The sequence below is a fragment of the Ralstonia mojiangensis genome, assembly GCF_023955645.1.
GTDB lineage: Bacteria > Pseudomonadota > Gammaproteobacteria > Burkholderiales > Burkholderiaceae > Ralstonia > Ralstonia mojiangensis.
On record NZ_JAMXHU010000005.1, the window covers coordinates 1 to 26,506 of the forward strand.

Annotated in this window: 22 protein-coding genes and 1 pseudogene; 15 read left to right on the top strand and 8 right to left on the bottom strand. The window is 64.6% G+C overall.

From position 1 onward, the window contains the following. The 3 genes and pseudogenes from NG898_RS20540 to fdhD all read left to right on the top strand — a co-directional run. Positions 1–242, top strand: a pseudogene (locus NG898_RS20540) (CbbBc protein); the annotation flags it as partial. Beyond that, positions 242–487 carry a MarR family transcriptional regulator gene (locus tag NG898_RS20545; protein WP_252694178.1) on the top strand — a complete coding sequence of 82 codons (246 nt, stop codon included), beginning with the start codon at positions 242–244 and terminating at the stop codon, positions 485–487. The pseudogene NG898_RS20540 and the gene NG898_RS20545, both read left to right, overlap by 1 nt. Continuing rightward, positions 484–1,299 carry a formate dehydrogenase accessory sulfurtransferase FdhD gene (gene fdhD / locus NG898_RS20550; protein ID WP_252694179.1) on the top strand — a complete coding sequence of 272 codons (816 nt, stop codon included), beginning with the start codon at positions 484–486 and terminating at the stop codon, positions 1,297–1,299. The genes NG898_RS20545 and fdhD overlap by 4 nt, the downstream gene beginning before the upstream one ends. Positions 1,300–1,317: 18 nt before the next feature. Here the strand turns inward: fdhD and NG898_RS20555 are convergent, their stop codons facing one another. After that, on the bottom strand, positions 1,318–3,213 hold the full coding sequence (locus NG898_RS20555) for a potassium transporter Kup (protein WP_092971902.1): 1,896 nt from the start codon (positions 3,211–3,213) through the stop codon (positions 1,318–1,320). Positions 3,214–3,562: 349 nt separating this feature from the next. On the opposite strand from NG898_RS20555, the gene NG898_RS20560 reads away from it, so the two are divergent. Both NG898_RS20560 and NG898_RS20565 read left to right on the top strand, forming a co-directional pair. Next, positions 3,563–3,766, top strand: coding sequence for a cold-shock protein (locus tag NG898_RS20560; RefSeq protein ID WP_004627322.1), 204 nt, complete (start codon positions 3,563–3,565; stop codon positions 3,764–3,766). Positions 3,767–3,942: 176 nt separating this feature from the next. Next, positions 3,943–4,149 (top strand): cold-shock protein, encoded by a 207-nt coding sequence (locus tag NG898_RS20565; RefSeq protein WP_252694180.1) that lies wholly within the window; start codon positions 3,943–3,945, stop codon positions 4,147–4,149. Positions 4,150–4,225: 76 nt separating this feature from the next. Here the strand turns inward: NG898_RS20565 and NG898_RS20570 are convergent, their stop codons facing one another. Together NG898_RS20570 and aptA are read right to left on the bottom strand one after the other, a co-directional pair. Beyond that, a complete protein-coding gene (locus NG898_RS20570) occupies positions 4,226–5,749 on the bottom strand; it encodes a CoA-acylating methylmalonate-semialdehyde dehydrogenase (protein ID WP_252694181.1) in 1,524 nt (507 codons plus the stop codon). A gap of 1 nt (position 5,750) precedes the next feature. Continuing rightward, entirely contained in the window at positions 5,751–7,088 is a 1,338-nt protein-coding gene (gene aptA, locus NG898_RS20575) for an omega-aminotransferase AptA (protein ID WP_252694182.1), read from the bottom strand. A gap of 154 nt (positions 7,089–7,242) precedes the next feature. On the opposite strand from aptA, the gene NG898_RS20580 reads away from it, so the two are divergent. The 4 genes from NG898_RS20580 to NG898_RS20595 all read left to right on the top strand — a co-directional run bounded on the left by NG898_RS20580 (position 7,243) and on the right by NG898_RS20595 (position 11,713). Beyond that, a complete protein-coding gene (locus NG898_RS20580) occupies positions 7,243–8,646 on the top strand; it encodes an aminotransferase-like domain-containing protein (protein WP_252694183.1) in 1,404 nt (467 codons plus the stop codon). A gap of 193 nt (positions 8,647–8,839) precedes the next feature. Next, positions 8,840–9,583 (top strand): acetoacetate decarboxylase, encoded by a 744-nt coding sequence (locus tag NG898_RS20585; RefSeq protein WP_252694184.1) that lies wholly within the window; start codon positions 8,840–8,842, stop codon positions 9,581–9,583. A 49-nt stretch (positions 9,584–9,632) separates the two neighbouring features. Continuing rightward, complete coding sequence (locus NG898_RS20590; RefSeq protein WP_252694185.1) at positions 9,633–10,418, top strand: 3-hydroxybutyrate dehydrogenase; 786 nt, start codon at positions 9,633–9,635, stop codon at positions 10,416–10,418. Positions 10,419–10,450: 32 nt separating this feature from the next. Then, positions 10,451–11,713 (top strand): DUF3734 domain-containing protein, encoded by a 1,263-nt coding sequence (locus tag NG898_RS20595; protein ID WP_252694186.1) that lies wholly within the window; start codon positions 10,451–10,453, stop codon positions 11,711–11,713. 5 nt (positions 11,714–11,718) lie between these two features. On the opposite strand, the gene NG898_RS20600 is transcribed toward NG898_RS20595, so the two are convergent. Next, positions 11,719–13,830, bottom strand: coding sequence for a cation:proton antiporter (locus tag NG898_RS20600; protein WP_252694187.1), 2,112 nt, complete (start codon positions 13,828–13,830; stop codon positions 11,719–11,721). Further along, positions 13,827–14,903 (bottom strand): oxidoreductase, encoded by a 1,077-nt coding sequence (locus NG898_RS20605; RefSeq protein ID WP_252694188.1) that lies wholly within the window; start codon positions 14,901–14,903, stop codon positions 13,827–13,829. Before NG898_RS20605 ends, NG898_RS20600 begins: the two co-directional genes overlap by 4 nt. Positions 14,904–15,170: 267 nt before the next feature. On the opposite strand from NG898_RS20605, the gene NG898_RS20610 reads away from it, so the two are divergent. From NG898_RS20610 to speG, 3 genes are read left to right on the top strand one after another with little or no spacing between them, the layout of a single operon-like run. Beyond that, positions 15,171–17,291: a TonB-dependent receptor gene (locus tag NG898_RS20610; protein WP_252694189.1), complete on the top strand. Its 2,121-nt coding sequence runs from the start codon at positions 15,171–15,173 to the stop codon at positions 17,289–17,291. A gap of 13 nt (positions 17,292–17,304) precedes the next feature. Next, a complete protein-coding gene (locus NG898_RS20615) occupies positions 17,305–18,447 on the top strand; it encodes a PepSY-associated TM helix domain-containing protein (protein ID WP_252694190.1) in 1,143 nt (380 codons plus the stop codon). Positions 18,448–18,502: 55 nt separating this feature from the next. Further along, on the top strand, positions 18,503–19,045 hold the full coding sequence (gene speG / locus NG898_RS20620; protein WP_252694191.1) for a spermidine N1-acetyltransferase: 543 nt from the start codon (positions 18,503–18,505) through the stop codon (positions 19,043–19,045). A 16-nt stretch (positions 19,046–19,061) separates the two neighbouring features. Here the strand turns inward: speG and NG898_RS20625 are convergent, their stop codons facing one another. Then, positions 19,062–19,778, bottom strand: a complete 717-nt coding sequence (locus NG898_RS20625; RefSeq protein ID WP_252694192.1) for an ArsR/SmtB family transcription factor — start codon at positions 19,776–19,778, stop codon at positions 19,062–19,064. A gap of 88 nt (positions 19,779–19,866) precedes the next feature. On the opposite strand from NG898_RS20625, the gene NG898_RS20630 reads away from it, so the two are divergent. From NG898_RS20630 to NG898_RS20640, 3 genes are all read left to right on the top strand, one after another. Continuing rightward, complete coding sequence (locus NG898_RS20630) at positions 19,867–21,006, top strand: cytochrome P450 (RefSeq protein ID WP_252694193.1); 1,140 nt, start codon at positions 19,867–19,869, stop codon at positions 21,004–21,006. Positions 21,007–21,055: 49 nt separating this feature from the next. Further along, on the top strand, positions 21,056–21,400 hold the full coding sequence (locus NG898_RS20635) for an antibiotic biosynthesis monooxygenase family protein (protein WP_252694194.1): 345 nt from the start codon (positions 21,056–21,058) through the stop codon (positions 21,398–21,400). Positions 21,401–21,552: 152 nt separating this feature from the next. Beyond that, positions 21,553–22,707, top strand: a complete 1,155-nt coding sequence (locus NG898_RS20640) for a Gfo/Idh/MocA family protein (protein ID WP_252694195.1) — start codon at positions 21,553–21,555, stop codon at positions 22,705–22,707. 55 nt (positions 22,708–22,762) lie between these two features. Here NG898_RS20640 and NG898_RS20645 read toward each other — a convergent pair whose 3' ends face one another. Next, the gene (locus NG898_RS20645; RefSeq protein ID WP_092971917.1) at positions 22,763–23,053 is read right to left on the bottom strand and encodes a hypothetical protein; all 291 of its coding nucleotides are present in this window, start codon (positions 23,051–23,053) and stop codon (positions 22,763–22,765) included. A 169-nt stretch (positions 23,054–23,222) separates the two neighbouring features. Beyond that, on the bottom strand, positions 23,223–26,462 hold the full coding sequence (locus NG898_RS20650; protein ID WP_252694196.1) for a bifunctional cytochrome P450/NADPH--P450 reductase: 3,240 nt from the start codon (positions 26,460–26,462) through the stop codon (positions 23,223–23,225). Positions 26,463–26,506: the final 44 nt, after the last annotated feature.

Below are 26,506 nucleotides of genomic sequence, written 5' to 3' on the forward strand. Positions count from 1 at the left end.
ACATGGTGACACTGTCAGACGACGGCACCACGCGCCGCGCCGATGGCTTCCGTCTGGTGGCGTATGACATCCCGCGTGGTTGTCTGGCGGCGTATTACCCTGAGACGAATCCGCTGGTGCCGCTGTCTTCCGTGGCCGACCAGGCCCGTACGCCGACGTCCAAGTCGATTCCGGTGATGCTGGTTCCGAGCCAAGTCGAACGCACCGTTGACGCCACCGCGGCCAACACGGCGGAAGCCTGATGTCAACCGAGCCGGCGTGGTCTGCGCTGCAACTGGCGCTGCTGGCCGCATTGCGCGAGACCGATGCAGGCAAGCCGGTGTCGCTGCCGTGGCTGACCAAGCGCGTAGGCGAGCGCGCCAGCACAGTACTGCGCGCGCTGCATCCGCTGGCTGACGCCGGCCTGCTGCGCGTCGCCATGGACGACACACGCTGGCTCATCGTGCTGCTCGACGCTGGCCGCGTTCTGCCCGATTTCACTGCATGACTTTTCTGCCCCGCCACCCCGCCGGCTTGCCCGTCGTTTCCACCATCGCGACGAAGCGCACGCGCGCCGGCACGCAAGAAGACACCTCCACCGCTGTCGCCGATGAAGCACCGGTCGCGCTGGTCTTCAACGGCATCACGCATGCAGTGATGATGGCGTCGCCAGCCGATCTGGAAGACTTTGCACTGGGTTTCGCGCTGTCTGAAGGCATCATCGACAGTCGCGCCGATTGGCGTGGTGCAGATGTGGAAGCGCATCCGCATGGGCTTGAAGTGCACGCAGAAATCGCTTCGCATTGCTTCGTGCGGCTGAAGGAACGCCGCCGCGCGCTGGCCGGGCCGACCGGCTGCGGCCTGTGTGGCATTGAAAGCCTGCAGTCCTTTGAAGACGCGCCGACACCGCTTGTGCCGGCTGCATGGATGGCTTCATTGACCGACGCACAAGTGCTGGACGCCATGCAGGCGATGACGGCGCATCAGCCTGCCAACGCGCTCACCGGCGGCTTGCATGCCGCGGGCTGGGTACCTGCAGACGGCAACGCGCCGCTGCATGTGCTGGAAGACGTGGGCCGTCACAACGCGCTGGACAAGCTGGTCGGCCGGCTGGCCCGGCTCGGCATCCGCCCCGCAGACGGGTTCATCGTCATGACAAGCCGCGCGAGCTTCGAACTGTCGCGCAAGTGTGTGCAGGTACAGGTGCCGCTACTGGCAACAATCTCCGCACCGTCCTCGCTGGCGATCCGCCACGCCAAGGCCGGACAGCTGACACTGCTGGCGTTCTGCCGCGGTGATGGCGTGACGCGGTTTGCGTAGCGCACAGCACGCCCGAGGCTAAATCTCCACCTTGCTCCCCAGCTCAACCAGTCGGTTGGCAGGAATCCGGAAGAAGTCCGACGGTTTGGCGCTGTTGTGCTGCATCCAGGCAAACAACGACTCCCGCCACATCGCCATGCCGGGTAGCGGCGACGGCACCACCGTGGCGCGCGTAATGAAGAACGAGGTTTCCATATCTTCAAAAACGATGCCCAGCCGCTCACCCACGTTGCGGACAATCTCGTCAACGGCCGGTGTTTCCTTGAAGCCGAAATCGACCACAGCGGTGTGGATATCGTCGCCAATGGTTTTGATGGCCAGGCGCTTGGCAGGGTCCACATACGGCACGGCCAGCGTGCGGAAATGAATGAACAGCACGCGCTTGTGCAGCACGTGGTTGTGCTTGAGGTTGTGCAGCAACGCCAGGGGCACGAAGTCGATGCTGGGCGTGAGATACACGGCCGTGCCGTCCACCCGATACGGAGGATGGCGCAGTAGCCCTTCCATGAACGGCTCGAGCGGAATGCCGCCTTCCACATTGCGCGCCTTCAACAGCTGCGTGCCCGAGTGCCACGTCACCATCAGGAAGAAGATCAAGCCCCCCAGCAGCAGCGGGAACCAGCCACCCGCGGCAATCTTCAGCAGGTTGGCGGAGAAGAACGACAGATCCACTGCCAGGAAAACCGCGCCGATGCAGGCCACCAGCGACAGGCGCCACTTCCAGGCGTTCCGCATGACCACCGTGACCAGACCCGTCGTCAGCACCATGGTGGTCGTTACCGCAATACCGTAGGCCGCGGCCAGGTTGTCGGACTTACCGAAAGCCAACACCACCGCCACCACCAGCACCAGGAGCATGTAGTTCACCACCGGCACGTAGATCTGGCCGATCTCCACATCCGACGTATAGAGAATCTTCATGCGCGGCGCATAGCCCAGATGCACGGCCTGCGCCGTCATCGAAAACGCACCTGAGATGACAGCCTGCGACGCAATGACGGTGGCCGCGGTGGCCAGTAGCACCATCGGGCCCACTGCCCAATTTGGCATCAACAGAAAGAAGGGGTTCTGCACGGCGCTTGGCTCGCGCAGCAGCAAGGCGCCCTGGCCAAAGTAGTTCAGCAGCAGACACGGCATGGCGATGTAGAACCACGCGTAGCGGATCGGGCGTGCGCCAAAGTGGCCCATGTCGGCATACAGCGCCTCGGCGCCCGTCAGCGCCAGAAACACTGAGCCGAACACGATGAACGCCAGTACCGTGTGCCGAAACCCGAATTCGATGGCGTACACGGGGCTCAGTGCCACCAATATCTGCGGCGACTTCACCACTGAAACTATCCCCATCAGCCCCAGCAGCACGAACCAGATCACCATGATCGGCCCGAACAGGCGCCCAACCACGTGCGTGCCCTGCTTCTGGATCAAAAACAGGGCGATCAGTACGATCAGCGCGAGGGGTAACACCCATTTCTGCAACGCGGGCGCCATGATCTCCATGCCTTCAATGGCGGAGAGCACCGAAATGGCGGGTGTGATGACGGCATCGCCATAGAACATGGCGGCGCCCAGCAGGCCGAGCAGCATCAACGTGCGTGTGAACCGGGCGCTACCGCTGCTTGCACGCATGGCCAGCGCCGTGAGCGCCAGAATGCCACCTTCGCCGTTGTTGTCAGCGCGCATGACGAACAGCACGTACTTGATGGACACGACCAGCGTCATCGCCCAGAACAGCATCGACAGGATGCCGAAGACGGTCTGATCGGAAAACGGAACCCCATGCTCGGGGTTGAAGCATTCCTTTAACGCATACAGGGGGCTGGTGCCGATGTCCCCGAAGACCACGCCAATTGCGCCCACCATGGTGGCCATCAACGCGGGATTTTTCTTGGTTTTACTGGCTGCGGCGGTCGTCATGGGTAGGCTGCGACTGGAACGACGGGGGCGCACGCAATTTTCGTGCACCGTCTGCCGCGCTGGCTTTACGGTGAGCCGAGTGCGGCAGAAGCCACTAAAGCTTAGGTGAAAACGCTCGGTTTTGCGCGGGTGTTTGCACCGATAGCGAGCCTGCGCGAACCCTGCTGAGCGCCAGAAAACGACGGGGCTACCCGGTCCGAAAAGAAAGCTTAAAAAAACAGACTTTGACGGGGAGACGCGCCAAGCATATATTCACCAAACGATCGTTTGGCCGGTTAGGCCGGGTCTGCCTGCTGCGTTTGTATTTGGCCGGCGGCCGATCGATTTCTCAACTTCACGACTCAAAATCATGGCTACTGGTACCGTCAAGTGGTTCAACGACGCAAAGGGTTTCGGCTTCATTACCCCGGATGATGGCGGCGAAGACCTTTTCGCACATTTCTCCGCTATCAACTCCGCAGGCTTCAAAAGCCTGAAGGAAGGTCAGAAGGTGTCGTTCGAAGTTACGCAAGGCCCCAAGGGCAAGCAAGCTTCGAACATCGTGCCCCAGTAACTAGGAGCACGCGGGCGCGGTAGCCCGGTTTTGGCTTGCCGCGCGAGGTTTCCTCGCGCGTGTATTGGCCGGGATATTCCGCCAGGCAGGTTGTTCAGTACGTGTTTGCCATCAAGCAGTCGGATGGCCGCCGGAAGCGGTGGCCTGGTTTGACGAACCCCTATTGGGAGCATGCAATGGCCAGCCGAATTGAAGAGAACGCCGTTCAATATGATCCGCCCGCCGGGGCAGCTGCAGAAATGCATGCTGCCCCGAGTTTCATTCGGGATTCGGAAATCCAGTTTTCGCGCTCGCAGACATTCCGTGAAGGCCAGCGCGTCAGCTTTGATGTAGAGATCGGGCCCGATGGCGAACTGATCGCCGTCAACATCAAACCGATATGACACGCCGGTTTCAACTCAGCATGTTCAAAAGAAAAAGGGAGGCACTGCCTCCCTTTCTCATGGGTGATGCGCCGGCTTACTTGGCTGTCGGCATCACGAACTCGGCGCCCTTGGCGATCGAATCCGGCCAGCGTTGCATCACACTCTTGTAACGCGTGTAAAAACGCACGCCTTCTTCGCCATAGGCGTGGTGGTCTCCGAACAGCGAGCGCTTCCAGCCGCCAAAGCTGTGCCACGCCATCGGCACCGGAATCGGCACGTTGATGCCGACCATGCCCACCTGGATCTGCCGCGCAAATGCACGCGCCACGCCGCCATCGCTCGTGTAGCACGACACGCCGTTGCCGAACTCGTGCGCGTTGATCAGCTTCACCGCCTCGGCCAGATCGTGCACGCGCACCACCGACAGCACCGGACCAAAGATCTCTTCCTTGTAGATCGTCATCTCGGGCTTGACGTGGTCGAACAGCGTGCCGCCCGTGAAGAAGCCCTCGGCGTGGCCGTCGACCGTGTGGCCGCGGCCGTCCACCACCAGCTCGGCGCCCTCTTCCAAGCCCTTGGCGATGTAGCCTTCCACCTTGGCCTTGTGAGCAGCCGTCACGAGCGGACCCATTTCGCTGTCGGCCTGCATGCCGTTGCCGGTCTTGAGCGCGCGGGCGCGCTCTGCCAGGCGCGGGACCAGCTTGTCAGCCACGTCGCCCACCGCCACGGCCACCGAAATCGCCATGCAACGCTCGCCGGCCGAACCGTAGCCGGCACCGATCAGCGCATCCACCGCTTGGTCGAGGTCCGCATCGGGCATGACCACGAGATGGTTCTTTGCGCCGCCCAGGGCTTGCACGCGCTTGCCGCGCTTGGTGCCCTCAGCGTAGATGTATTCGGCGATGGGCGTGCTGCCGACGAACGAGACGGCCTGCACATCCGGATGCTCGAGCAGCGCATCGACGGCATCCTTGCCGCCCTGTACGACGTTGAACACGCCATCGGGCAGGCCAGCCTGCTTGAGCAGGTCGGCAATCATCAGACTGGGGGTCGGATCACGCTCACTCGGCTTGAGGATGAACGTGTTGCCGCACGCCAGTGCCACCGGCGCCATCCACATCGGCACCATGAACGGGAAGTTGAACGGCGTGATGCCGGCCACCACGCCCAGCGGTTGGCGCAGGTTCCAGTTGTCGATGCCGCCGCCGATGTTGTCGGTGAAGTCGGTCTTGAGCAGATTTGGAATGCCGCACGCGAACTCGACCACTTCAATGCCGCGCGTGACTTCGCCCTTGGCATCGGAGAACACCTTGCCGTGCTCCCGCGTGATGGCTGCAGCCAGGGCGTCCTGGTTCTGGTCGAGCAGCTCCTTGAACTTGAACAGAACGCGCGAGCGCTTGAGCGGCGAGGTCTCTGCCCAGTCGGCGGCGGCCGCATGCGCGGCGGCCACGGCGGCGCCCACTTCGGATTTGCCACCCAGCAGCACCTGCGCGCTCACGGCGCCCGTGGCGGGGTTGAACACATCGGCGGTGCGTGTGCCGCTGCCTGCATGGCGTTGCCCGCCAATGTAATGGCTGACAACGGATTCCGTCACGGCAGGATCAATCGGTCGGTTCATTTCAGGCTACCTCTTGCAGAACGGTGCGAACGGTGTCGAAGATACGCGCGATCTGCGCCTCTTCGATGATGAGCGGCGGGGAGAACGCCAGGATGTCGCCGGTGTAGCGCACCAGCACGCCACGCTCCAGGCATTTCAGGAAGACTTCGTAAGCGCGCGCGCCCACCGCGCCCGGCCGCGATTCCAGCTCGATGCCGGCGACCAGGCCCAGGTTGCGGATGTCCTTCACATGCGGCGCGCCCTTGACCGAATGCGCCGCTGCTTCAAACGCCGGCGACATCGCACGAGCGCGCTCGAACAGCCCTTCGCTGCGGTACAGATCCAGCGCTGCGACCGCCGCGGCCGCAGCCAGTGGGTGAGCTGAATACGTATAGCCGTGGAACAGCTCGATCGCACCTGGCGCGCCGGCATCGACGACGGTGTCGTGCACCGACTGGCGCACGGCCACGGCGCCCATCGGCACGGCGGCGTTGTTGATGCCCTTGGCCATCGTCAGCAGATCTGGCGTCACGCCAAAGAATTCCGCCGCCGTTGCCGCGCCGAGGCGGCCAAAACCGGTAATGACCTCATCGAAGATCAGGAGGATGCCGTGCTTGTCGCACAGCGCGCGCAGACGCTCCAGATAGCCCTTGGGCGGCACCAGCACGCCGGTGGAACCCGCCAGCGGCTCGACGATGACGGCAGCGATGGTGGACGCGTCGTGCAGCGTCACAAGCCGCTCCAGTTCGTCGGCCAGGTGCTCACCCCAGGCTGGCTGGCCCTTGGAAAATGCATTGTGCTCAGGCGCATGGGTGTGCGGCAGGTGGTCCACGCTCGGCAGCAGGTTGGCCGAGAACGCCTTGCGGTTCGGCGAGATGCCGCCCACCGAGATGCCGCCGAAACCCACCCCGTGATAGCCGCGCTCGCGGCCGATCAGGCGTGTGCGCTGCCCTTCGCCTCGCGCGCGGTGGTACGCCAGCGCAATCTTGAGCGCCGTATCCACCGCTTCCGAACCGGAGTTGACGAAAAAGATGCGATTCAGCCCTTCCGGCATGATCTCGGCGACCTTTTCTGCCGCACGGAACGCCAGGGGGTGGCCCATCTGGAAGGTGGGCGCGAAATCCAGCGTAGCGGCCTGCGTGGTGATGGCGTCGACGATTTCCTTGCGGCAATGGCCGGCGTTGACGCACCAGAGACCCGCCGTGCCGTCCAGCACCTCGCGGCCGTCGCCGTCGCGGTAGTACATGCCCTGGGCAGACGTCAGCAGGCGCGGCGCAGCCTTGTACTGGCGGTTGGCCGTGAACGGCATCCAGAAGTAGGACAGATCGGTGGTTTCCAGCGGGTGCGGTGCGGGTTTCATCGGTCACTCCGAAAAAACAGCGAAAGGGAATGGACTGGCAAGCCAGCCGTTGGAGCAAACTGTACAGAGTCAAATCCGACACGGACATGCACAGATGGCGGTTCTATAAGAAACTGTATAGGCGCCTACCACCGCTCCATTGCCGCATCGCAACATGCAACTCGAACTCGATCCTTCTCATCCCCAGCGTACGTTGGTCGACCAGATCGTCCAAGGCATTCGTGCCGCGGTCGACAGCCATACCCTGCTGCCGGGCACGCGGCTGCCTTCCGTGCGCAAGTTGGCACAGGCCCACGATGTAAGCACCTTTACGGTGGCGGAGGCCTACACGCGGCTGGCGGCGCTGGGCGCCATCGTCGCGCGGCCGCGCTCGGGCTACTTGGTGGCAGCGCGCACCCCCAACCAACCGGCGCCAGTGGCCCCGCGCTGGGAGCCGCCCACACTCAACGCGGCGTGGTTGCTGTCGGATGTGTTTGCCGATCGCTCCATCGCTATCAAACCGGGCTGCGGCTGGCTGCCGAACGATTGGCTGGACGAGCGCGGCGTGCAGGAAGCCATGCGCGCGGTGAGCCGGGTTTCCGCGCTGCGGGTGGCGGGCTACGGACATCCGTGGGGTTATGCCCCGCTGGGCGAATACGTGGCGCAGTCGCTTGCGCTGCGTGGGCTGCCGGTGGAACGCTCACAAGTGCTGCTGACCAGCGGCGCCACGCAGGCGCTCGACCTGATCGTCCGCACCCTGTTCAAGGCCGGCGACGTCGTCGCCGTGGATGATCCCGGCTACTGCAACGTGCTCCAGGTGCTCAAGCTGGCCGGTCTGCGGGTGGTCGGGGTGCCACGCACGCCAGATGGGCTCGACACAGCGGCATTGGAAACCATCCTCCACGCGGACGATGCGGATCGGCCGCGCGCGCTCTTCACCAGCTCCGTGCTGCAAAACCCCACCGGCTCCTCGATGACCGCGCAGAACGCTTACCGCGTGCTGCAACTGGCCGAACAGCACGGCCTCTGGATCGTTGAAGACGATCTGCACCGCGAGCTGGCCGACCCCGCCGCGCCCATGCTGGCCTCGCTCGACGGCCTGCGCCGCACGTTGTACGTGAGCGGTTTCTCCAAGACGATCTCGCCGTCATTGCGTGCGGGCTACGTGGTGGCTGACGCCGCCATCACGCGCGAGCTGGCGCGTACCAAGATGGCCGTGGCACTCACCTCGTCGGAGATCACCGAGCGCATCGTGCACGCTTTCGTCACGCGCCCCGTCTATGCAGAGCACGTGGCGCGGCTGATTGCGCGGCTTGGCGAGGCTCACACGCAAGTCGAGGCCCTCATGCGCCAACATGGTGCCGAATTGTTCGATACACCGGGGCGCGGCCTCTTTCTGTGGGCGCGGCTGCCGGGCCACGCAGATGCCTCTGCGCTGGCCAATCGGGCCATCGACCACAACATCTGGCTTGCACCGGGGCAGTATTTCCGGCCACATGACGAGCCCAGCCCGTGGCTGCGCTTCAACGTGGCGTATTCCGCTGAACCGGCACTCTGGGAATTCCTGTCGCACGCGTAACGGCGCTGCCCGCATGCGTCGCAATGACGTATTGCATGCAATCAATCACGTTACTGGCACTCAAACGTGAAATCGGCGTGACTGGATGGTTTCAGCGTCACAAAAGCGCGACACGATGCGCTGTCGCCTACCGTTCTCTTGCGCCGTACCGATTCCCAACGCCACTTGCAGCCCAACCTGCACAAGGAGTGCCATGGACATCAAAACCGTCCGCGAAACCGCGTTCGCAATGCCGCTCACGAGCCCCGCATACCCGCCAGGCCCGTACCGCTTCATCCACCGCGAATTCTTCATCATCACGTACCGCACCGACCCGGCCAAGCTGCGCGCCATGGTGCCGGAACCGCTGGAAGTGCCTGAACCCCTTGTCGCCTACGAGTTCATCCGTATGGCCGACTCCACCGGCTTTGGCGATTACACCGAGAGCGGCCAGGTCATCCCCGTCGCCTACGAAGGCAAGCCCGGCACGTACACGCTGGCGATGTATCTGGACGACCACCCGCCCCTGGCCGGCGGACGTGAAATGTGGGGTTTTCCCAAGAAGCTCGCCACGCCCAGGCTCGTGACGGACAAGGACACGCTGATCGGCACGCTGGACTACGGCCCCGTGCGCGTGGCAACCGGCACCATGGGTTACAAGCACCGCGAGCTGGATCTGGCCGAGCAGAAACGCCGCCTGGAGCGCCCCAACTTTCTGCTCAAAATCATTCCGCATGTGGACGGCAAGACCGCGCGCATCTGCGAGCTGTCGCGCAACTACATGATTGATGTCGACATGAAGGGTGCCTGGACGGGGCCGGCGTCGCTGGAGTTGGCGCACCATGCGCTGGCGCCCGTGGCCGAACTGCCCGTGCTGGAGATTGTCGAAGCCCGACACATCATTGCAGACCTGACCCTTGGCATGGGCGAGGTCGTGTTCGATTACCTCGCGCAGTAACGCCTGCCCGACGCCATCCTTTTTTTCCGTCAACCCTCGGAGTACACACATGTCTGATTTGAAAGGCAAAGTCGCTGTCGTCACGGGTGCCGCCAGCGGCATCGGCAAGCAGATCGCCCTCACGCTCGCCGGTTCGGGCGCGGCCATCGCCATCGTTGACCTGAACGAAGACGGCGCCAAGGCCGTCGCCAAAGAGATCACCGATGCGGGCGGCAAGGCGATCGGCCTGCGCATGGACGTGACCGACGAACAAGCCGTGGACAGCGGCATAGACCGCGTAGCTGAAGAGCTCGGCTCGGTCGACATCCTCGTTTCGAACGCCGGCATCCAGATCGTCAACCCGTTCGTGAGCTACTCGTTTGCCGACTGGAAGAAGATGCAGGCAATCCATGTCGACGGTGCCTTCCTGACCACGCGCGCCGCGTTGCGCCACATGTACAAGGATGACCGTGGCGGCGTGGTGATCTACATGGGGTCGGTGCACTCACACGAGGGCTCACCGCTCAAATCGGCCTACGTGGCGGCCAAGCACGCGCTGCTCGGCCTGAATAAGGTGCTGGCCAAGGAAGGCGCCGCGCATAACGTGCGTTCGCACGTGGTGTGCCCCGGTTTTGTGCGCACGCCGCTGGTCGAAAAGCAGATTCCCGAGCAGGCCAAGGAACTCGGCATTACCGAAGACGAAGTCGTGAAAAAGGTCATGCTGGGTGATACCGTGGACGGCGTGTTCACCACGGTGGAAGACGTGGCCGAGACGGTGCGCTTCCTGGCCACGTTCCCGAGCGCGGCGCTGACCGGCCAATCGTTCGTGGTGAGCCACGGCTGGTTCATGCAGTAAATCTCAGCACACGCAAGGAGGTTGGAGGAGATATGCCCGCACCCAAACTACGCGTGGCCGCAAGCAAGCGGCCCACGCCGGCAGAATCGTCGCGCCCGGCAGATGCGCCGCTCACCACGGCACAGCGCATCGTGCTGCCGGCGTACGAGAACATCGCGCTGGTGCTGCAAGGCGGCGGCGCTCTTGGCTCGTACCAGGCCGGCGTGTTCGAAGGGCTGGACGAAGCCGGCATCGTGCCGAACTGGATTGCGGGCATCTCCATCGGGGCGCTGAACACAGCCATCATTGCCGGCAATGCGCCCGAGCATCGGCAAGCAAAGCTGCGTGAGTTCTGGCAGATCATCACGCAGCCGACGTTCTCGCCGCCGCTGCCTGACATCCTGGAAAACGCCTGGTTTGACGGCAATGCGCATCTGCGCAAATGGCTGACCGCCATGCAAGCCGCCGACACATTGCTTGAAGGCCAGCGCGGCTTTTTCACACCGCGCTTTCCCGCTCCGCTGCCAGCCAACGAAGTCGACCCGCTCGAAGCCAGCTATTACGACACCACGCCGCTCAAGGCGACGCTGGAACGCCTGTGCGATTTTGATCGCATCAACGATGGCGGCATCCGCGTGTCAGTGGGCGCCGTGAACGTGCGCACTGGCAATCTGGAAGCGTTTGACAACACCGAGCGCCGTCTGCGCGCAGAGCACTTCATGGCATCGGGCGCGCTGCCGCCAGGTTTTCCGCCTGTGTTGATCGACGGCGAGTATTACTGGGACGGCGGTGTCGTCTCCAACACGCCGCTGTCGTATGTGCTCGGTACCAAGCCGCGCCGCGACACGCTGGTGTTTCAGGTGGACCTTTGGAGCGCGCTGGGTCCGGTACCCAATACGATGATCGGCGTGGCCAGCCGGCAGAAGGACTTGCAGTACTCCAGCCGCACGCGCCTTACCACCGACTGGATGGAGCGCTCGCAATCCACGCGCCGGCTCATGCGCAAGCTGCTCGATCACCTGCCACCCAAGGAGTTCGAGCGCACGCAGTGGTACAAGCACGCGCAGGAAATGGCCTGCACCAAGCGCTACAACGTCTTCCACCTCATCTACGCCGCCAAGGAACATGAAGGGCCGGGCAAGGACATCCAGTTCGGGCCGTCGACCATGCGGGACCATTGGGCCTCGGGCCTGGCGGATATTCGCGAATCGCTCTCGCATCCGGAGTGGCTGGAGATGCCCGATAACGACACGGGCTTCGTCACGCACGACATCCACCGCCACCCAAGCGTCGAGCGGGAAGACAAGCGGCTCTGAGCAGGCTACTTCTGTGCGGCCGGCATACGCAGCGCCGTCGACAGCGGCGGCCGCGGCAGCGCGGCCGTCCAGGCACGGCGGATCACCGCGCTGATCTGCTTGTAGACCTCTTTCGAGATCACCGTTTCGGCCAGCATCGTGTCGATCTTGCTCTGGCCGATATAGAGCGCGAACAGCACCAGCAGACGCTTTTCCAGCGCGGCGCTGTAGTCCCCAAACTTTCCGCGCAGTTCGGCCAGACCCTCTTCCGCCGCCTCAATCCGGGCAATCAACACGCCGTCGAGGAGGTCTGCCATGCGCTCGCCCAACACGGGCTGCAGCGACGCACGGTTGTACGCGCGCAAGCGCTCCAGCACCGTCTGGCGACAAATGAGCAATTCAAAGCGATCAGCCAGCGCGTTGGCCAGCGGGCGGTCGATATGCACCACGCGGTGCAGCCAGACCGCGAACCGGTAGCCGGCGTGCTTGGCCAGGATGCGCCGCGATGCGCGCTTGTAGCCAAGACGCCCCTCTGTGCGGGCCGCGTCGATCATGTCGGCGGTGTTGCGCATCATCGCGTCAAGGTTGCGGATCGAGACGAGGCCGTTACCGTACTCGGGAATCAACTCGCGCTCGCGCGTTGCAAGCGAAACAAGGCCGATGGTCAGGCGCTCACGTTCGGACAGCGCCTCCTCAAGGTTCAGCTCGACCGCGCCGGCCGCGACCTCCCGCCGATACACCTCCGCTGCCTGATCCGTCGCCCCCGAGGTGAAATGGAAATGGCCGCCGATGCGGCGCATGGTCGATTCCACTTCTTCCGTCGACATGTTCAGCGCCTGGCCTTGCAGGGCCTGCTCTTGCGGCGACAACTGATCCAGCCCCAGCCGGCGCATCACCCAGCGCAGCGTGGCGCCGTTGAAGAGCACGCTCACCAGCACAAAGCCGGTGGCGAGGATGGTGACGAAATGGCGATCCGCCTCGTGCACGGCCTGGTTCTCCGCCACGCCCAGTGCCAACACCAACGTGACGGCGCCACGCAAGCCGCCCCACGCAATCGCAAGCTTGTAAGCATGGCTGACTGGCGCAGAGAGCTTGAGCCACGCGAGCGCAGGCAACAGACCGAACAGCACCGCGAGTCGTGCTCCAAGCGCAGCCAACACGATCACCGCCAGCCAAAGCGCATCTTTCCACACCACGCCGTGCAACAGCTCCGGCACGCGCACCGCAGCCAGCAAAAAGACCACCGCCCCGGCCAGCGCAGCAATCTGCTCCCAAATGAGTTGCAGATGCGACCAGTTGCGCGGCGTCAGGCGCGTGCGCCCTAGCGCGCCGATCACCAGCCCCGCGCAAACCACCGACACCACGCCCGACACGCCCAGCATGTTTTCGGCCACGAGATACAGCGGATACGGCAGCGCCAGCGTCCACGCGGCTTCAGCCTGGGCAATGCCACGCAGCGCCGGCAGCAGGAATGCGGCGATGCGCCCGGCAATCAACCCGAACACGACGCCGCCACCAAACGCCTTGGCCAGTTCGCGCAGGCCGGTGCCGACGGTGGCATCACCGCCGTGGCCTGTCAGCATGGCAAGCAGCACGCCCATGATGGCAATGGCGGCCGCATCGTTCAGCAGCGCTTCGCCTTCCACCAGGCGGATCAACCGTGCTGGCGCGCCCACGTCGCGAAATACCGCAATCACAGCGGACGGATCGGTCGTGGCAATCATCGCGCCGAGCAGCAGACATGTGACGATGCCGAACGGCGTGACAGCGGCCGCAGCGAGTCCGATCACGCCCGTGGCGACCACCACGGCGACGATGGCCAGCATCAAGATCGGCGCGGCATCGGGCGCCATGCTGCGCACGTCCACCGACAGCGCTGCCTGAAAGAGCAGCGGCGGCAAGAACAGCCACAGATACGCCTCTGCCGGCCAACTCGGATCCACGAGCGGGGCGAAGAACGTGGTTGCGGAAGCCGGCGCGCTGTTCTGCACGATCACATAGGCGCCGCCGATGCCGATGCCCACCAGTGCCAGCAATGTCGATTCCGGCAGCGTCAGCCGCGAGGCCAGCATCTGCACCAGCGCCACCACGGCGAGCAAACCGCCCGCCACCAGCAACAGGATGACGACGCCGTTCACAAGGCGGCCTCCCGCGCAGCCAGCCAATCCGCGCGCTCTGCATCGGTCAGGTCCGGCACGACAGCCGTGCCGGTTTCGGCGGCGGCCACTGCGGCTTCCAGCACGGCCATGACGGCCACGGCTTGCACGGGCGGGACCGGGTTTGCGCGCTCGCCGAGGATGGCGTCGCGCACAGCTGCGTAGTAGGCGCGCTGATCGCCCGGGGGTGTTGCAATGCTGGTTTCGGCTGAGGTTGCGCCGTCGATCAGCAGGCCCGCGTCGTCGTCCGCGCCCCAGCCTTGCGCACCGGGCTGCATGCCGGCAAGTAGCTGCGCTTCCTGCTGATCCATCCGGCGCTTGATGAACGAACCGCGCGTTCCATGGACGACCCAGCGCGGCGAGCCGCCCGCCACCAGCATGCTCGCGTGAAGAACCGCTCGCCGCTCGCCCGCTTCAAGCACGACATGCGCCCAGTCCGGCGTTTCGGCGCCCGCCCGCTGGCGTGCAAACGAGGCGCTCACTGCATCCGGCAGGCCGAGCAGTTGCAGCGCTTGGTCGATCAGGTGCGGGCCAAGATCAAACCAGATGCCCGTGCCCTGCCCCGCCTGCTCACGCCAGCGGGCACGAACCTGCGGGCGATAGCGGTCGAAATGCGCCTCGACGTGCATGGCCTCGCCGATGCCGCCACCGGCAATCGCGGCTTGCACAGCGAGGAAATCGCTGTCCCAGCGGCGGTTCTGGAAGACCGACATCACGCGCCCCGTTTCACGCGCCAGCCGAGCCAGATGCCGCGCCTCTGCCAGCGTGACGGTAAACGGCTTATCCACCACGACATGCTTGCCCGCGCGCAACGCAGCTTCAGCCAAAGGCGCATGGCGGTCGTTGGGCGCGGCAATGACGACGAGGTCGACCTCCGAATGCGTTGCCGCCGCCTCGGGCGTGCAGACCACGGCGTTGGGCCGATCCGCATGCACGGCGTCAGGCCGGTTGGAGCCAATGACGTGCAAATGCAACCCCGGCGAAGCGTCGATCAATGCTGCGTGAAACAGTTTGCCGGCGTAGCCGTAGCCCACCAAAGCGGCTCTCAATGGCATCTGATGTGATGAATGCGACATGTGGAAAAAAATGGCAAAAACAGGCGAATGAGACGATGGCGGCGCAACTTGGTGCCCAAAACCTTAAGGGTAATACATGAAAAATTGCCTCGCGCGGGGCCGGCAAACGTTGCCCATCGTCAAAAACACGCCTTAACTCTCTTGTAAATAGGAATTGTTCTCATTATTATCTGCGCCTTCACATTCTGAAGGCGCCAACCTCGGGGGAGGGAGTCGCGCCCTACTTTTCACTTTACGGGAACTGCAATGCCGCCGAAACGTTTGTGCCTGTCTCTGGCCGTCCTTGGAACGCTGCCGTTTGCCCAGGTGGCAACTGCCGCCGACACTGTTGCGGCCGCCGACGCCGGCACCTTGCCGACTTCCACGGTCAAGGGCACGCGCAGCAGCACGAGCTACGACACGCCCATCGTGAACACCGCCACGAAGATTCCCGTGCCGTTGCGCGAGATTCCGCAGTCGGTGAACGTCGTGCCGCGTGCGGTGATCCAGGACCAGGGCGCGCTGTCGATCAACGACACGCTGCGCAACGTGCCGGGCGTGTCGGCATCGCTGGGCGATGCGCAGCGCGATCAGGTGACCATTCGTGGTTTCTCGTCGATCAATGACCAGTACGTCGACGGCCTGCGCGACGACTCGCTCTACTTCCGCGACCTGTCCAACATTGACCGCATTGAAGTGCTGAAGGGCCCGGCGGCCGTGCTGTATGGCCGTGGTTCGTCCGGCGGCATCATCAATCGCGTGACCAAGAAACCGCTGGCAACGCCGCTAGCCGAGGTGGGCGTGGTGGTGGGCACCGAGCGCCAGAAGCGCGCCGAGTTCGACCTGAACACGTCCATCAACGACGACGCCATCCGCGCACGCATCACCGGCGCCGTTGAAGATTCGGGCGGTTTCCGCAACGACTATTTCCTGCGCCGCCAGGCGATCTCGCCGTCGTTCCTGTTCAATCTCGCGCCGGATACCAAGTTGACGGTGCAATTCGACTACCTGCACGACAAGCGTATTGCAGACCAGGGCGTGCCGTCGTATCGCGGCCGCCCCGTCGACGTGCCGATCGAGACACGCTATGGCTCCGCCGACGCCGCTGCCGGTAACGTCGAATCCACCGTCAAGAGCGTGACCGGCACGCTGGACCACCGCTTCAACGACAAGTGGTCGTTCCACAGCGTGGTGCGCAACTATGAGTACTCGCTCGGCCGCAACAACTACACTACCGTCAGCCGCGTTACCGATGGGCCGATCCCAACCGTCACGCTCGCTGTCAACCAGCGCAACCGCAGCGACCGCGGCACCCTGTGGCAGAACGAGCTCACGCAGAAGGCCGAGACCTGGGGCATCCAGCACACGCTGCTGTACGGCATCGAGCTGGGTTACCAGGACAAGAGCGACCGCGTGGCCGCTGCCCCGGGCACCACGACCTACAACCTCTTCAACCCGACGCTGCAGGTGTTGCCGACCGTACCGGGCAACGCGGTGCCGACCAACTACGGCCTCTCGCACAACGAGACGTACGCGGCGTACGTACAGGACTTGATCAAGTTCTCGCCGCAATGGACGGTGCTCGCCGGCCTGCGCTATGAAATCCTCAAGCAAAGCCGCGACGACCTGACCCCGCGCAATGTGGATCTGTCGCGCACCGACAAGCCGGTCAGCCCGCGCTTGGGTGTTGTGTATCACCCGATCGAGCCGCTTTCGCTGTACGCGTCGTACAGCCGCTCGTTCCAGCCGCTGGCGGATAGCTTCACGTTCTTCCCGAACAGCAGCGCGCTGGCTCCCCAATCGACCACGAACTACGAGATCGGCGCCAAGTACGACCTCTCGGCCGGCGCGAGCGTCACAGCTGCGCTGTTCGACATGAAGCAGACCAACCTGACGGCGGCGGACCCCGTCACGCTGCTGGGCGTGCCCATCGGCACGCAGCGCACGCGCGGCCTGGAGCTGTCGTTCACGGGCGAGATTGTGAAAACCTGGTCGCTGATGGCGAGCTATGCCTACCTGAACGGCCGCCTGGAGAACCCGAACGACCGCAGTGGCAGCGTGGCCGTCAACGGCAATCAGCCGTCGCTCACGCCGCGGCATAGCGGCTCGGTATGGCTGAAGCACGATCTGCCGAACGGCTTCTATGTAGCCGGCGGCGTGCGTGCGGAAGCTGCGCGTTATGCATCGCAGTACAACCTGACAACGCTGCCCGGCTACATGACCGTCGACCTGGGCGCCGGTTATCGCAGCAAGCACGTTGATGTCACGCTGAACCTGCAGAACCTGTTTAACCGCGCGTACTACGTGTCGGCGCACGGCGGCGCAGAGAACTACAACATGCCGGGTGCTCCGCGCATGGCGCTGCTGGGCGTGCGCTACAAGATGTAAGTGGCTGTACGAGATGCTGCGACGGTTGCTCTTCCGCCTGCACTGGCTGATCGGTTTGTCGGCCAGTGTGGTGCTGGCCATCGTTGGCGCCACCGGCGCGCTGATGGCGTACGAAGACGAGTTGCTTCGGGCGATCAACCCCGGTGTGCTCAGCCTGCCCGCGCACACCGGCCCCGCGCCAACGCTGCCGCAAGTGGCTGCGCAGGCACGCGCTGCCATGCCCGAGCGGCCTGTCACCTTCATCACCGCCGCATCCGACCCAACCGAGCCGTGGCGCGTCTGGTATGCGTGGCCGCCCGGCAAACACGGCGGCAGCAGCCGCGGGGAGCTGCGCTACATCGATGCCGCCACCGGCACGCTGCTGCCCGAAGCGCGCGCCCAGCATTTCTTTGCCACCGTCAAACTGCTGCACCGGACGTTGCTTGCTGATGAGGTCGGCAAGCAGATCGTGGGAGCCAGCACGATTGGGCTCGTCGTGATGGCACTGTCGGGTTTGTACCTGCGCTGGCCGCGCCGCGTAACGAACTGGCGAAGCTGGCTGGTCATCCGCTGGGACCGGGCCGGCCGCATCCGCTGGTGGGATGTACATACCGTCGTCGGCACGCTGGTGCTGCCGCTGTATTTGCTGGCGGCCTTCAGCGGGCTGTATTGGGCGTATGACTGGTACCGCGATGGCCTGCAGCGCCTGGCCGGCATGCCTGTCGCCGCCAAGGCAAAACCGGTGAAAGGCGCGCGACAAGCGCTCGAAGGTGCGGCATTGGAGCGCACGTGGAACGCTTTCCTGGCCAACGCGTCCAACTACGGAACCGCCACCCTGCGTATCGACGACGCCCGTACCGGCAAGGTCGATATCAACTGGCTTCCCGCCGACGCACCGCACGACCGCGCCTTCAACCGCTTGACGATAGACGCCAGTACCGGCGCGGTCCTCCGCAACGAATCCTTCGCAAGCAAACCGCCAATGCAACGTCTGCTGGCCGGTATGTTGCCGCTTCACAATGGACGCTACTTCGGGCCGATCGGCGTCGTGCTAGTGTTGATCGGAGCACTGATGCTGCCGGTGTTTGCGGCAACGGGGTGGTGGCTGTATCTGGATCGGCGCCGACGCGCGCAACCGCAGCGCAAAAACGCATCCGCAGCGACACGTCCTTGCTGAAAACGTAGGGGCATCGACGCGATGTCGTGCGCCTCAACACAACAAGGACAACACCATGGTGATCGAGAAATCCCGCGACCTTTCCCTGCGCCCGCTGGAGCGCAATGACCTGCGTTTCGTGCACGAGCTGAACAACGACGCGAAGATCATGCGTTACTGGTTCGAAGAACCGTACGAAACCTTCACTGAACTCTCACAACTCTACGACCGCCACGTGCACGACCAGCGCGAGCGCCGCTTCATCTGCGAGAACGATGCTGGCGAAGCCGTGGGTCTGGTCGAGTTGATGGAGCTGAACTACATCCACCGCCGCGGCGAATTCCAGATCATCATCGCACCCGGCTGGCAGGGTCACGGTTATGCGTCAACGGCAACGCGACTCGCCGTCGACTACGCATTCATGGTGCTGAATCTGCACAAGCTGTATCTCGTTGTCGACGTGGTGAACGAACGTGCGATCCACGTGTACGAGAAATGCGGCTTCCAGCGCGAAGGCGAACTGATCGAGGAGTTCTTCAGCAACGGCGCGTATCACAACGCCTTGCGCATGTGTGTGTTCCAGCGCGACTACGTAAAGACGGTCCGCGACGGCAGCTAACGCACGCCGGCCAAAACTACGCCGTGTGCAGCCACGCGTGCAATTCGCGCTGCCCGGTTTCGGTCATGCTCAGTGCGCGCGAATGCTTTTGCCGCGCCAGCCACCCCAGCGCGATGCAGCGCTCCGCCACGGCGGCCCCGAGCGCGCCCGCAAGATGCGGGCGGCGTTCACTCCAATCCATGCAGCCGTAAGCGAAGCGGCGTCGGCCGTTGCGCAGTGCGTTTACGTCGACGCCGATGGCTGCCAGAGCCTGTTCACCCTCAGGCGTGACGTCATACGCGCCGTGCGTTGCGTCGAGCTGCGTCAGCCAGCCGCGCGACAGCAGTTTCTCCGACACCTCGGTGCCAAGCTGCCCGGCCAGGTGGTCATAGCACAGGCGCGCCGCACGCAGGTTTTCAGGCACGGTCGAGCGTCGTGGGTCGGCCGGCTTTTCTGGTGCGACCACCAGCAGCGATTCGATCATCTCCGCCACCGCCGGCGAGCGCAGCCCGAAGTATTTGTAGCGCCCGCTGGACAGCGAGGTAATGAGCGCATCGGCCTCAAGCCGGCGCAAGTGCGCGCTGGCCGTGGCTGGCTCCACGCCGGCGCCGTAAGCGAGTTCCTTGGCGGTAAGCGAGCGGCCCTCCATCAACAGCAGCAGCATGCGGATGCGGGTGGGGTCGCCAATGGTGGCGGCCACGCGGCCGATGTCCGGTTGGGTGGTCGATTCGGTGGCAGAGGAAGATGCGGTCATGGTTCGATGGAGACCAAACTGTTGGCGCGTGACAGGCGGGCGGGCAGTCCAGACAATGGGAGCCATCTTACTCCCGCGCCTCACGCTGATGACTGCCCTGGACATCGCCCCGCCCGCCGACGCGCTGCAAGCCATCGTGCATGCCGACCCGGCCCCCTATTACGCCGAACTTGCCGCCAAACGCCCCTTCTTCTTCGATGCCGCCCTCGGCTGGTGGGTCGCCGCCAGTGCTGAAGCCGTGGACGCGGTGCTCGGCAGCGCTGCCTGCCGCGTACGACCTGCCGATGAACCCGTGCCCCCGACCGTGGCCGCGACGCCCACGGGCGCATTCTTCGGGCGCCTCGTGCGCCAGATCGACGGGCCGGACCACAGCGCGCGCAAGGCGAAGGTGATGGCCGCGCTGGGCCGGCTGGACGTGTCGGCGCTGGCCGGCCGCGCGCAGCGGCATGCTCGCACTGCGCTGCCCGATGCAACGCATCTGCCCGCTGCGCTGGAGACCGATGCCCACTTCGCCGTGCCACTCGCCACGATCGCGCAAACGCTGCTGGGCGATCACGCCGATGCGCCTGCCTGCCAGGCTGACATTGCCGCGTACTTGGCCGCGCTCGGCCCGGGTGCCAGCGCAGCAGCCGTTGCACAAGCCGATGCCGCCGTCGACCGCCTCCAGCGCCGCTTTACCGACTCACCGCTCGCTAGCGGTGGTGATGACGGCGACGCAGAGATCACCAACCTCGCCGCCCTGCTCGCGCAAACCTACGACGCCTGCGCCGGGCTGCTCGGCAACTGCATCGTCACGCTGTCGCGGCACACTGGCTTGGCGACACGCCTGCGCGCACAACCGCATGCCATCGAGCCCTTCGTGCGCGAGGTCCTGCGCCGCGATGCGCCTGTGCAGAACACGCGCCGCTTCGTCGCGCACGATGTTGTGCTGCTTGGCCACCCGCTGCGCGCGGGCGACAAGATCCTGGTGCTCCTGGCGGCCGCCAACGTGGATGGCATAACCAACCCGGACCCGCTACGCTTCGACATCGACCGCACAGCGCCGCGCCTGTGGACGTTCGGCGGCGGCGCGCACCGCTGCCCCGCCGATGCATTGGCAACCACCATCGCGTGCGAAACGGTGCGGCATCTGCTGAGCCTGCTGGATGTCGATCGGTGGCTGGCTGGCCTCGGTGAGGTGGAGTATCGCCCCTCGCCCAATGCGCGCATTCCCCGCTTTCAGGCTTGAAGTTGCACCAACGAACGCATCACGAAAACACCTCCACAGGAGACTTGCCATGATCGCCGTCATCTTTGAAGTCGAGCCCGCACAGGGCCAGCGCGACACCTACCTCAACCTGGCCGCACAGCTGAAGCCCCTGCTCGAGCAGGTCGACGGCTTCATCTCGGTGGAGCGCTTCCAGAGCATCACCAACCCGGACAAGATGCTCTCGCTCTCGTTCTTTCGCGATGAAGAAGCCGTCAAGGCCTGGCGCAACATGGAGCAGCACCGCGGCGCCCAGCACGCCGGCCGCGACCACGCGTTTGCCGACTATCGGCTGCGCATCGCCCATGTGGTGCGCGACTACGGCATGACCGAGCGCGCCGAAGCCCCGGCCGATAGCCGCGCCGAGCACGCCTGAGCGCCCCGTACGGCGCCCCAATAGAGCCCGGTGTGACGCCTTTTGCGCTCACCGGGCACCGCCTTTGCTTAGTCAGTTAGAACCCGCACGGCCGAGCGCGCCGCACCACGGCATCGGCATGCCCCGTGCGCAACGATTGCAAAGGAATTGTCATGTCTACCGCTTTTCATGAGGCCGAACGTGAGCCGCAAGCCGCTCCTGCACGTACCGTTCAGAGTCCTGTGCGTTATGCCGTGGTCGGCGCCGGTTGGATTTCCCAAGCCGCGTTTCTGCCGGGCGTGGCACAGAGCGGCAACTCCGTCGTCACCGCGCTAGTCACCGGCGATGAGGTCAAAGCCACGGCACTGGCCGACCGCTATGGCATCGAGCACGTGCACGGTTATGCCGACTACGACCAGTTGCTGACTTCCGGAGATATCGACGCGATCTACCTCGCGCTGCCCAACGACATGCATCGGCAGTACGCCCTGCCCGCCCTGCAGCGTGGCATCCACGTCCTGCTTGAAAAGCCCATGGCGACCAGCGAGGCCGATTGCGAAGCGATGATCGAAGCGGCCCGCAACGGCAACGCGAAGTTGATGATTGCCTACCGGCTGCATTTCGAGCCCGCCACGCTGGCCGCCATTGAGCTTGTGCGCGCCGGCAAGCTCGGGCGCATCCGCGCGTTCTCGGCCATGTTCAGCCAATCGGTGGCGCCGTCCAACCATCGCGCCAACCATGGTTACTGGGCGGGGCCCGTGTCGGACATGGGCGTGTACCCCATCAATGCGGTGCGCAATCTGTTTGGCGAAGAGCCGGTGGAGGTTTCAGCCTGCGGCGTTCGAGACCCCGATCTGCCGTTCAACTTCGATGACACCGTCAGCGTGACGCTTCGCTTTGCCGATCACCGCGTTGCGCAATTCGTGGTCAGCTACAGCGGCGCAAGCATCGACCAGTACCGCATTCTGGGCACGAAGGGCGATCTGGAAGTTTCACCTGGCTTCATGTTTGGCGTGGGGCTGAAATACCGCGCCACCATCGACGGCAAGACGCACGAACAAGCGTTTGACGCGACCGACCAGTTCGGCGGCGAGCTGCAGTACTTTTCGGATTGCATTCTCAACAACCGAGAACCCGAACCCAACGGCGAGGAAGGCTTGGCCGACGTGCGCGTACTGGCCGCCATTGAACGTGCGCTGGAATCCGGCCAGCCGCAAAATCTGGGGCCGTTCCAGCGCCAGGGCCGCATGGAGACTGCGCAGGTACGCAAGCTGCTGCCTGTGCCATCGCCAGAACTGGTGGACGCGGCAGAACCTAGCCAGGGATAAGAAAAACCGGGAAAGAAAAACGCCCGCAACGAATGGCGGGCGTGGGATTCAGGATTTACAGATTGATGCGCTGGACGGCGTCGCGCATGCGCTTCCGGATCGAGACGTCCGAGTTGGTGTTGTTGCTGGAGCCGTCGGTTTCCATGGCGTTATCGCACCGCCACTCGGTGGCTTCACCGTTGTCGGTCAGCGCACAGACGCGGTGGGTCCAGCGGTCCCACACGAACACATCGCTGCCGGCCTCGCCAGAGAGCAGCGGCTCAAAACGGTACATCCACAAGTACCCGACACCCAGCAGGGTGACCAGAAAGATCGCCATCCAGGACGCTTTGATTCGGCGCCACATTCTCTTTTCTCCTCATGGAGCCGCTGCGCCGGACGCGTCTGACAGTGCGTCGCTGGGCCAAAAGCGCGGTGCTCCGAGGGGCAAATCGTAACATGGGGCACTCGCGCCCCTGCTCAAGCAGGGGCGTCAATGCGGCAGTGCCGCAACACCGATGCCTCTCCCGGCGGCCTCAGTTGAAGACGTCCTGGCGGTAGCGGCCAGATTGCATCTGCGCAGTCAACCAGTCCGACGCGGTCGCAAGGTCGCTACCGTAGCGCGCTTGATGCATGCGGATGAGCGTGTCGCGCACGGCGGGCGCCATCGCACGGCCGTCGCCACACACGTACAACGTGGCGCCCGCATCGAACGCCGCCCACACGGCTTCGCGCGCACCCCACAGCGCATGCTGGACGAAGCGATGGGGATGATCGGCCACGCATGAATACGCCGGGAAAACGCGCACGACACCTGCGTTTTCCCACGCGCGCAAGGTGTCGCGATACAGAAAGTCGTGCTCGGGGTGGCGGCAGCCGAAACACAGCAGCGACGTTGCCACCACCTCGCCTGCCGCCTGCTGCGCGGCGCGCTCTTCCAGGAAACCACGGAACGGCGCGATGCCCGTTCCGGCGCCGATCAGCACCATTGGCTTACCGGCATCGGCGCCGGGGGCAAACGGAGGGTTGGGCGTGCGCACGGCAGTAGCGATCTCTGCGCCTGCACGCAGCGTCATCAGGTAGTTCGATGCCGTCCCGCGATACGTGCCGACTCCGGACCATGCCGGCCCGGACACCGTGCCCACCGTGAGCGCGGCAACACCCGGCGACACACGCGCCGACGAAGCGATGGAATAGAAGCGCGGCCGCATTGCGCCAAGCCGCGCGAGAAACGCCTCAAGCGTCAGTTCAATCGCCGGAAAGCGGATCAGCAGGTCAAGCACGCTCACGTGCGCAGTTTGGATGTCCTGGTCGAAGCGCTGCGCTGCATCGTTGCCCTCCAGCCAGACCGCAAGTTGGCCACGCGTGAACGGACAGCGCGTGGCCGCATGCAGCGCGGTGATGTCGCGCACGGTGGCGGTGTCCTGCAGCTCGACGAAATCGCGCAGCAACTGGCGCACGGACACCGCCTGGTTGAGCGGCAAGTGCCGCACGTGAGCATGGCGCGCGGTCAGCGTGACGAGCGCGTCGCCCTCCAACCCGAGTCGCGCGATGGCCGCGTCGACACGGTCGTCGGCATTGCGCGGGTAGACGGCGAGGTGGTCTCCGGTGGCGTAGGTCACGCCGTCGGGCAACCGCACGGTGAGGTGACGCGTGGGGCCGCGCGGGGCTTCCTGCGTGAAGTCCCAGAGGCCCGTGGGGTCGCTGACGAGTTCTTCGTTCGCGAGCACCGTCATCGCGCGGGCGGCGGGCGGCAGCGTGGCGGCGCGCACGGCATCGGGGGCGAGATAGTCGACGTGGACGGATGGGCCATCGGTCTGCGCCTGACGGGCGCCCAGGGCGCTCCACAGGCTGCGCGTCCAGGCATCGACGGCGGCATCGAAACCGGCGTTGCCGTCAGCCTCGCCGCGCGGCACGATGGCTTGCGCACCGGCCGCCGCGAGCATCGCTTCCACCCGCTTCGGAAATGCCTGGTACGCGGGCCATTGCAAGTTGCCGCAGCCAAGCACTGCGTAGCGCAATCCTGTTGCCTGCCGCGTAAGCGCATCGGCAGCATCGAGCCGCGCTTCCAGCGTGCGGGCGCTATCCGGCGCACGGCCGTTGTACGTTGCGGCCACCGCGATCAGCACGCCGTGCTGCGGCAGCGCGTCGGCAATCGTATCCAGCGGCGCCACCTTGGCGTCGAAGCCGGCGCGCGATGCGGTGGCAGCAAGCTGCTCGGCGATGTCCTGGCAAGTGCCCAGGCTGCCGCCGTACAGCACATGCATCGATTCGCCGCCGCCGGCGAGCGCGGCTTCGGCGTCGTTTTGCGTGACCACCTCTGTGCGCGACGGCATGGCGATCGACAGCCGCTCCCGCGTATTACGCAACCGCGCGCGCAGGCGGAAACCGTCCGGTTTGAGGGTCAGCGTTTCTTTGATGTGAAAGCCGTAGTCGTACGGGTCGGACAACGCAAAGCGCTGCAGGATCACTGCGAGCGCCAGCTTGGCTTCAGTCAACGCAAACTGGCGGCCGATGCAGGCGCGCTCGCCGTTGCCGAAGGGCTTGTAGGCGTGCGGGTGGAGCTTGGCTTCGTTCTCTGGCAGGAAACGGTCGATATCGAAGACTTCGGGGCGATCCCACACTGCCGGATCACGATGCAGCGCCAGCAGCACGGTCACCACGCGCTGGTCCTTGCGGATGGCGTACCGGCCGCCAATGCGCGTGTCTTCATATGGCGCCACACCAAAGCTCGGGGCGGTCGGCCACAGGCGCAGCGTTTCCTTCAGCACGCGCTCGATCACGTCGAGCTGCGCGAGGTGCGCATACTGCGGCACGGTATCGCCCGGCAGCACGCGGTCAACCTCCGCGTACGCCTGCGCCAGCACCGCCGGATGGCGGAGCAGCATATACAGCGCAAAAGTCAGCAGGCCGCTCGTGGTTTCGTGCCCGGCAATCAGGAAGGTGATGACCTGGAAGCGGATGTTGGTGTCATCCAGTGGCTCGTCCGACACCGGATCGCGGGCGTTGAGCATCAACCCGAGCAAGTCGCTCGCGCCGCTGCCGCCATCTGTTGCCTGACGGCGCGCGCGGATCACCTCGTCCACCAGTTGGTGCATGGCGGCCACGTCGTGCGCAAACCGGCGATGGTGCTCGCGCATGAAGCGGTCTTTGAGCGGCAGGCGCGTGAGCTTGCCCATCGCTTCGGACAGCACCCCCACCATGGCCGCCAGGAACGGATGCAGCTCCGGCGTGTTGAACGAATCAAAGCGGTATCCGAAGCCCGCCAGCGAGATGGTGTCGAGCGTCAGCCGTGTCATGTCGTCGGCCACGGGGATATCGGCATCCGGCCCCTGGCGCGCCCATTTGTCGGCCAGCGCATTGGCCACCTCGAGCATCACGTCGAAGTAGCCCTTCATCGCGCGCTGGCTAAAAGCCGGCAGCAGAATGCGATGCGCCTTGCCCCAGTTGGGTTCGTCCTGATGCGCGGTGAAGAGGCCATCGCCCGCCCCGGCCCGCAGGAACGACAGCGGCGGCCCGATCAGCTTGCGAAAGCGCGTTTCATCGCACAGTTCGGCCACGAGATCGGCGGAATAGACGAACGGCACGCGCCGCCCGGCAAAGTCGAGCTGGTAAAGGCCTTGGGGAAACTGCCGACTGGTTTCCAGGAGCGTCTGGGCCAGGCGGTCTTTGGGAAGTTGAAGCAGGTTGCCCAGCCACGGCAGCCCCTTGGGCTGCGGGATGGGCTCCGCCGCTGCGGGCGATGCATTGGCGGGTAACTCGGAGGCGGAACGCATGCGCGGTCGACTGCGAAAATGGATTGTCCGCCAATGTACGCGCC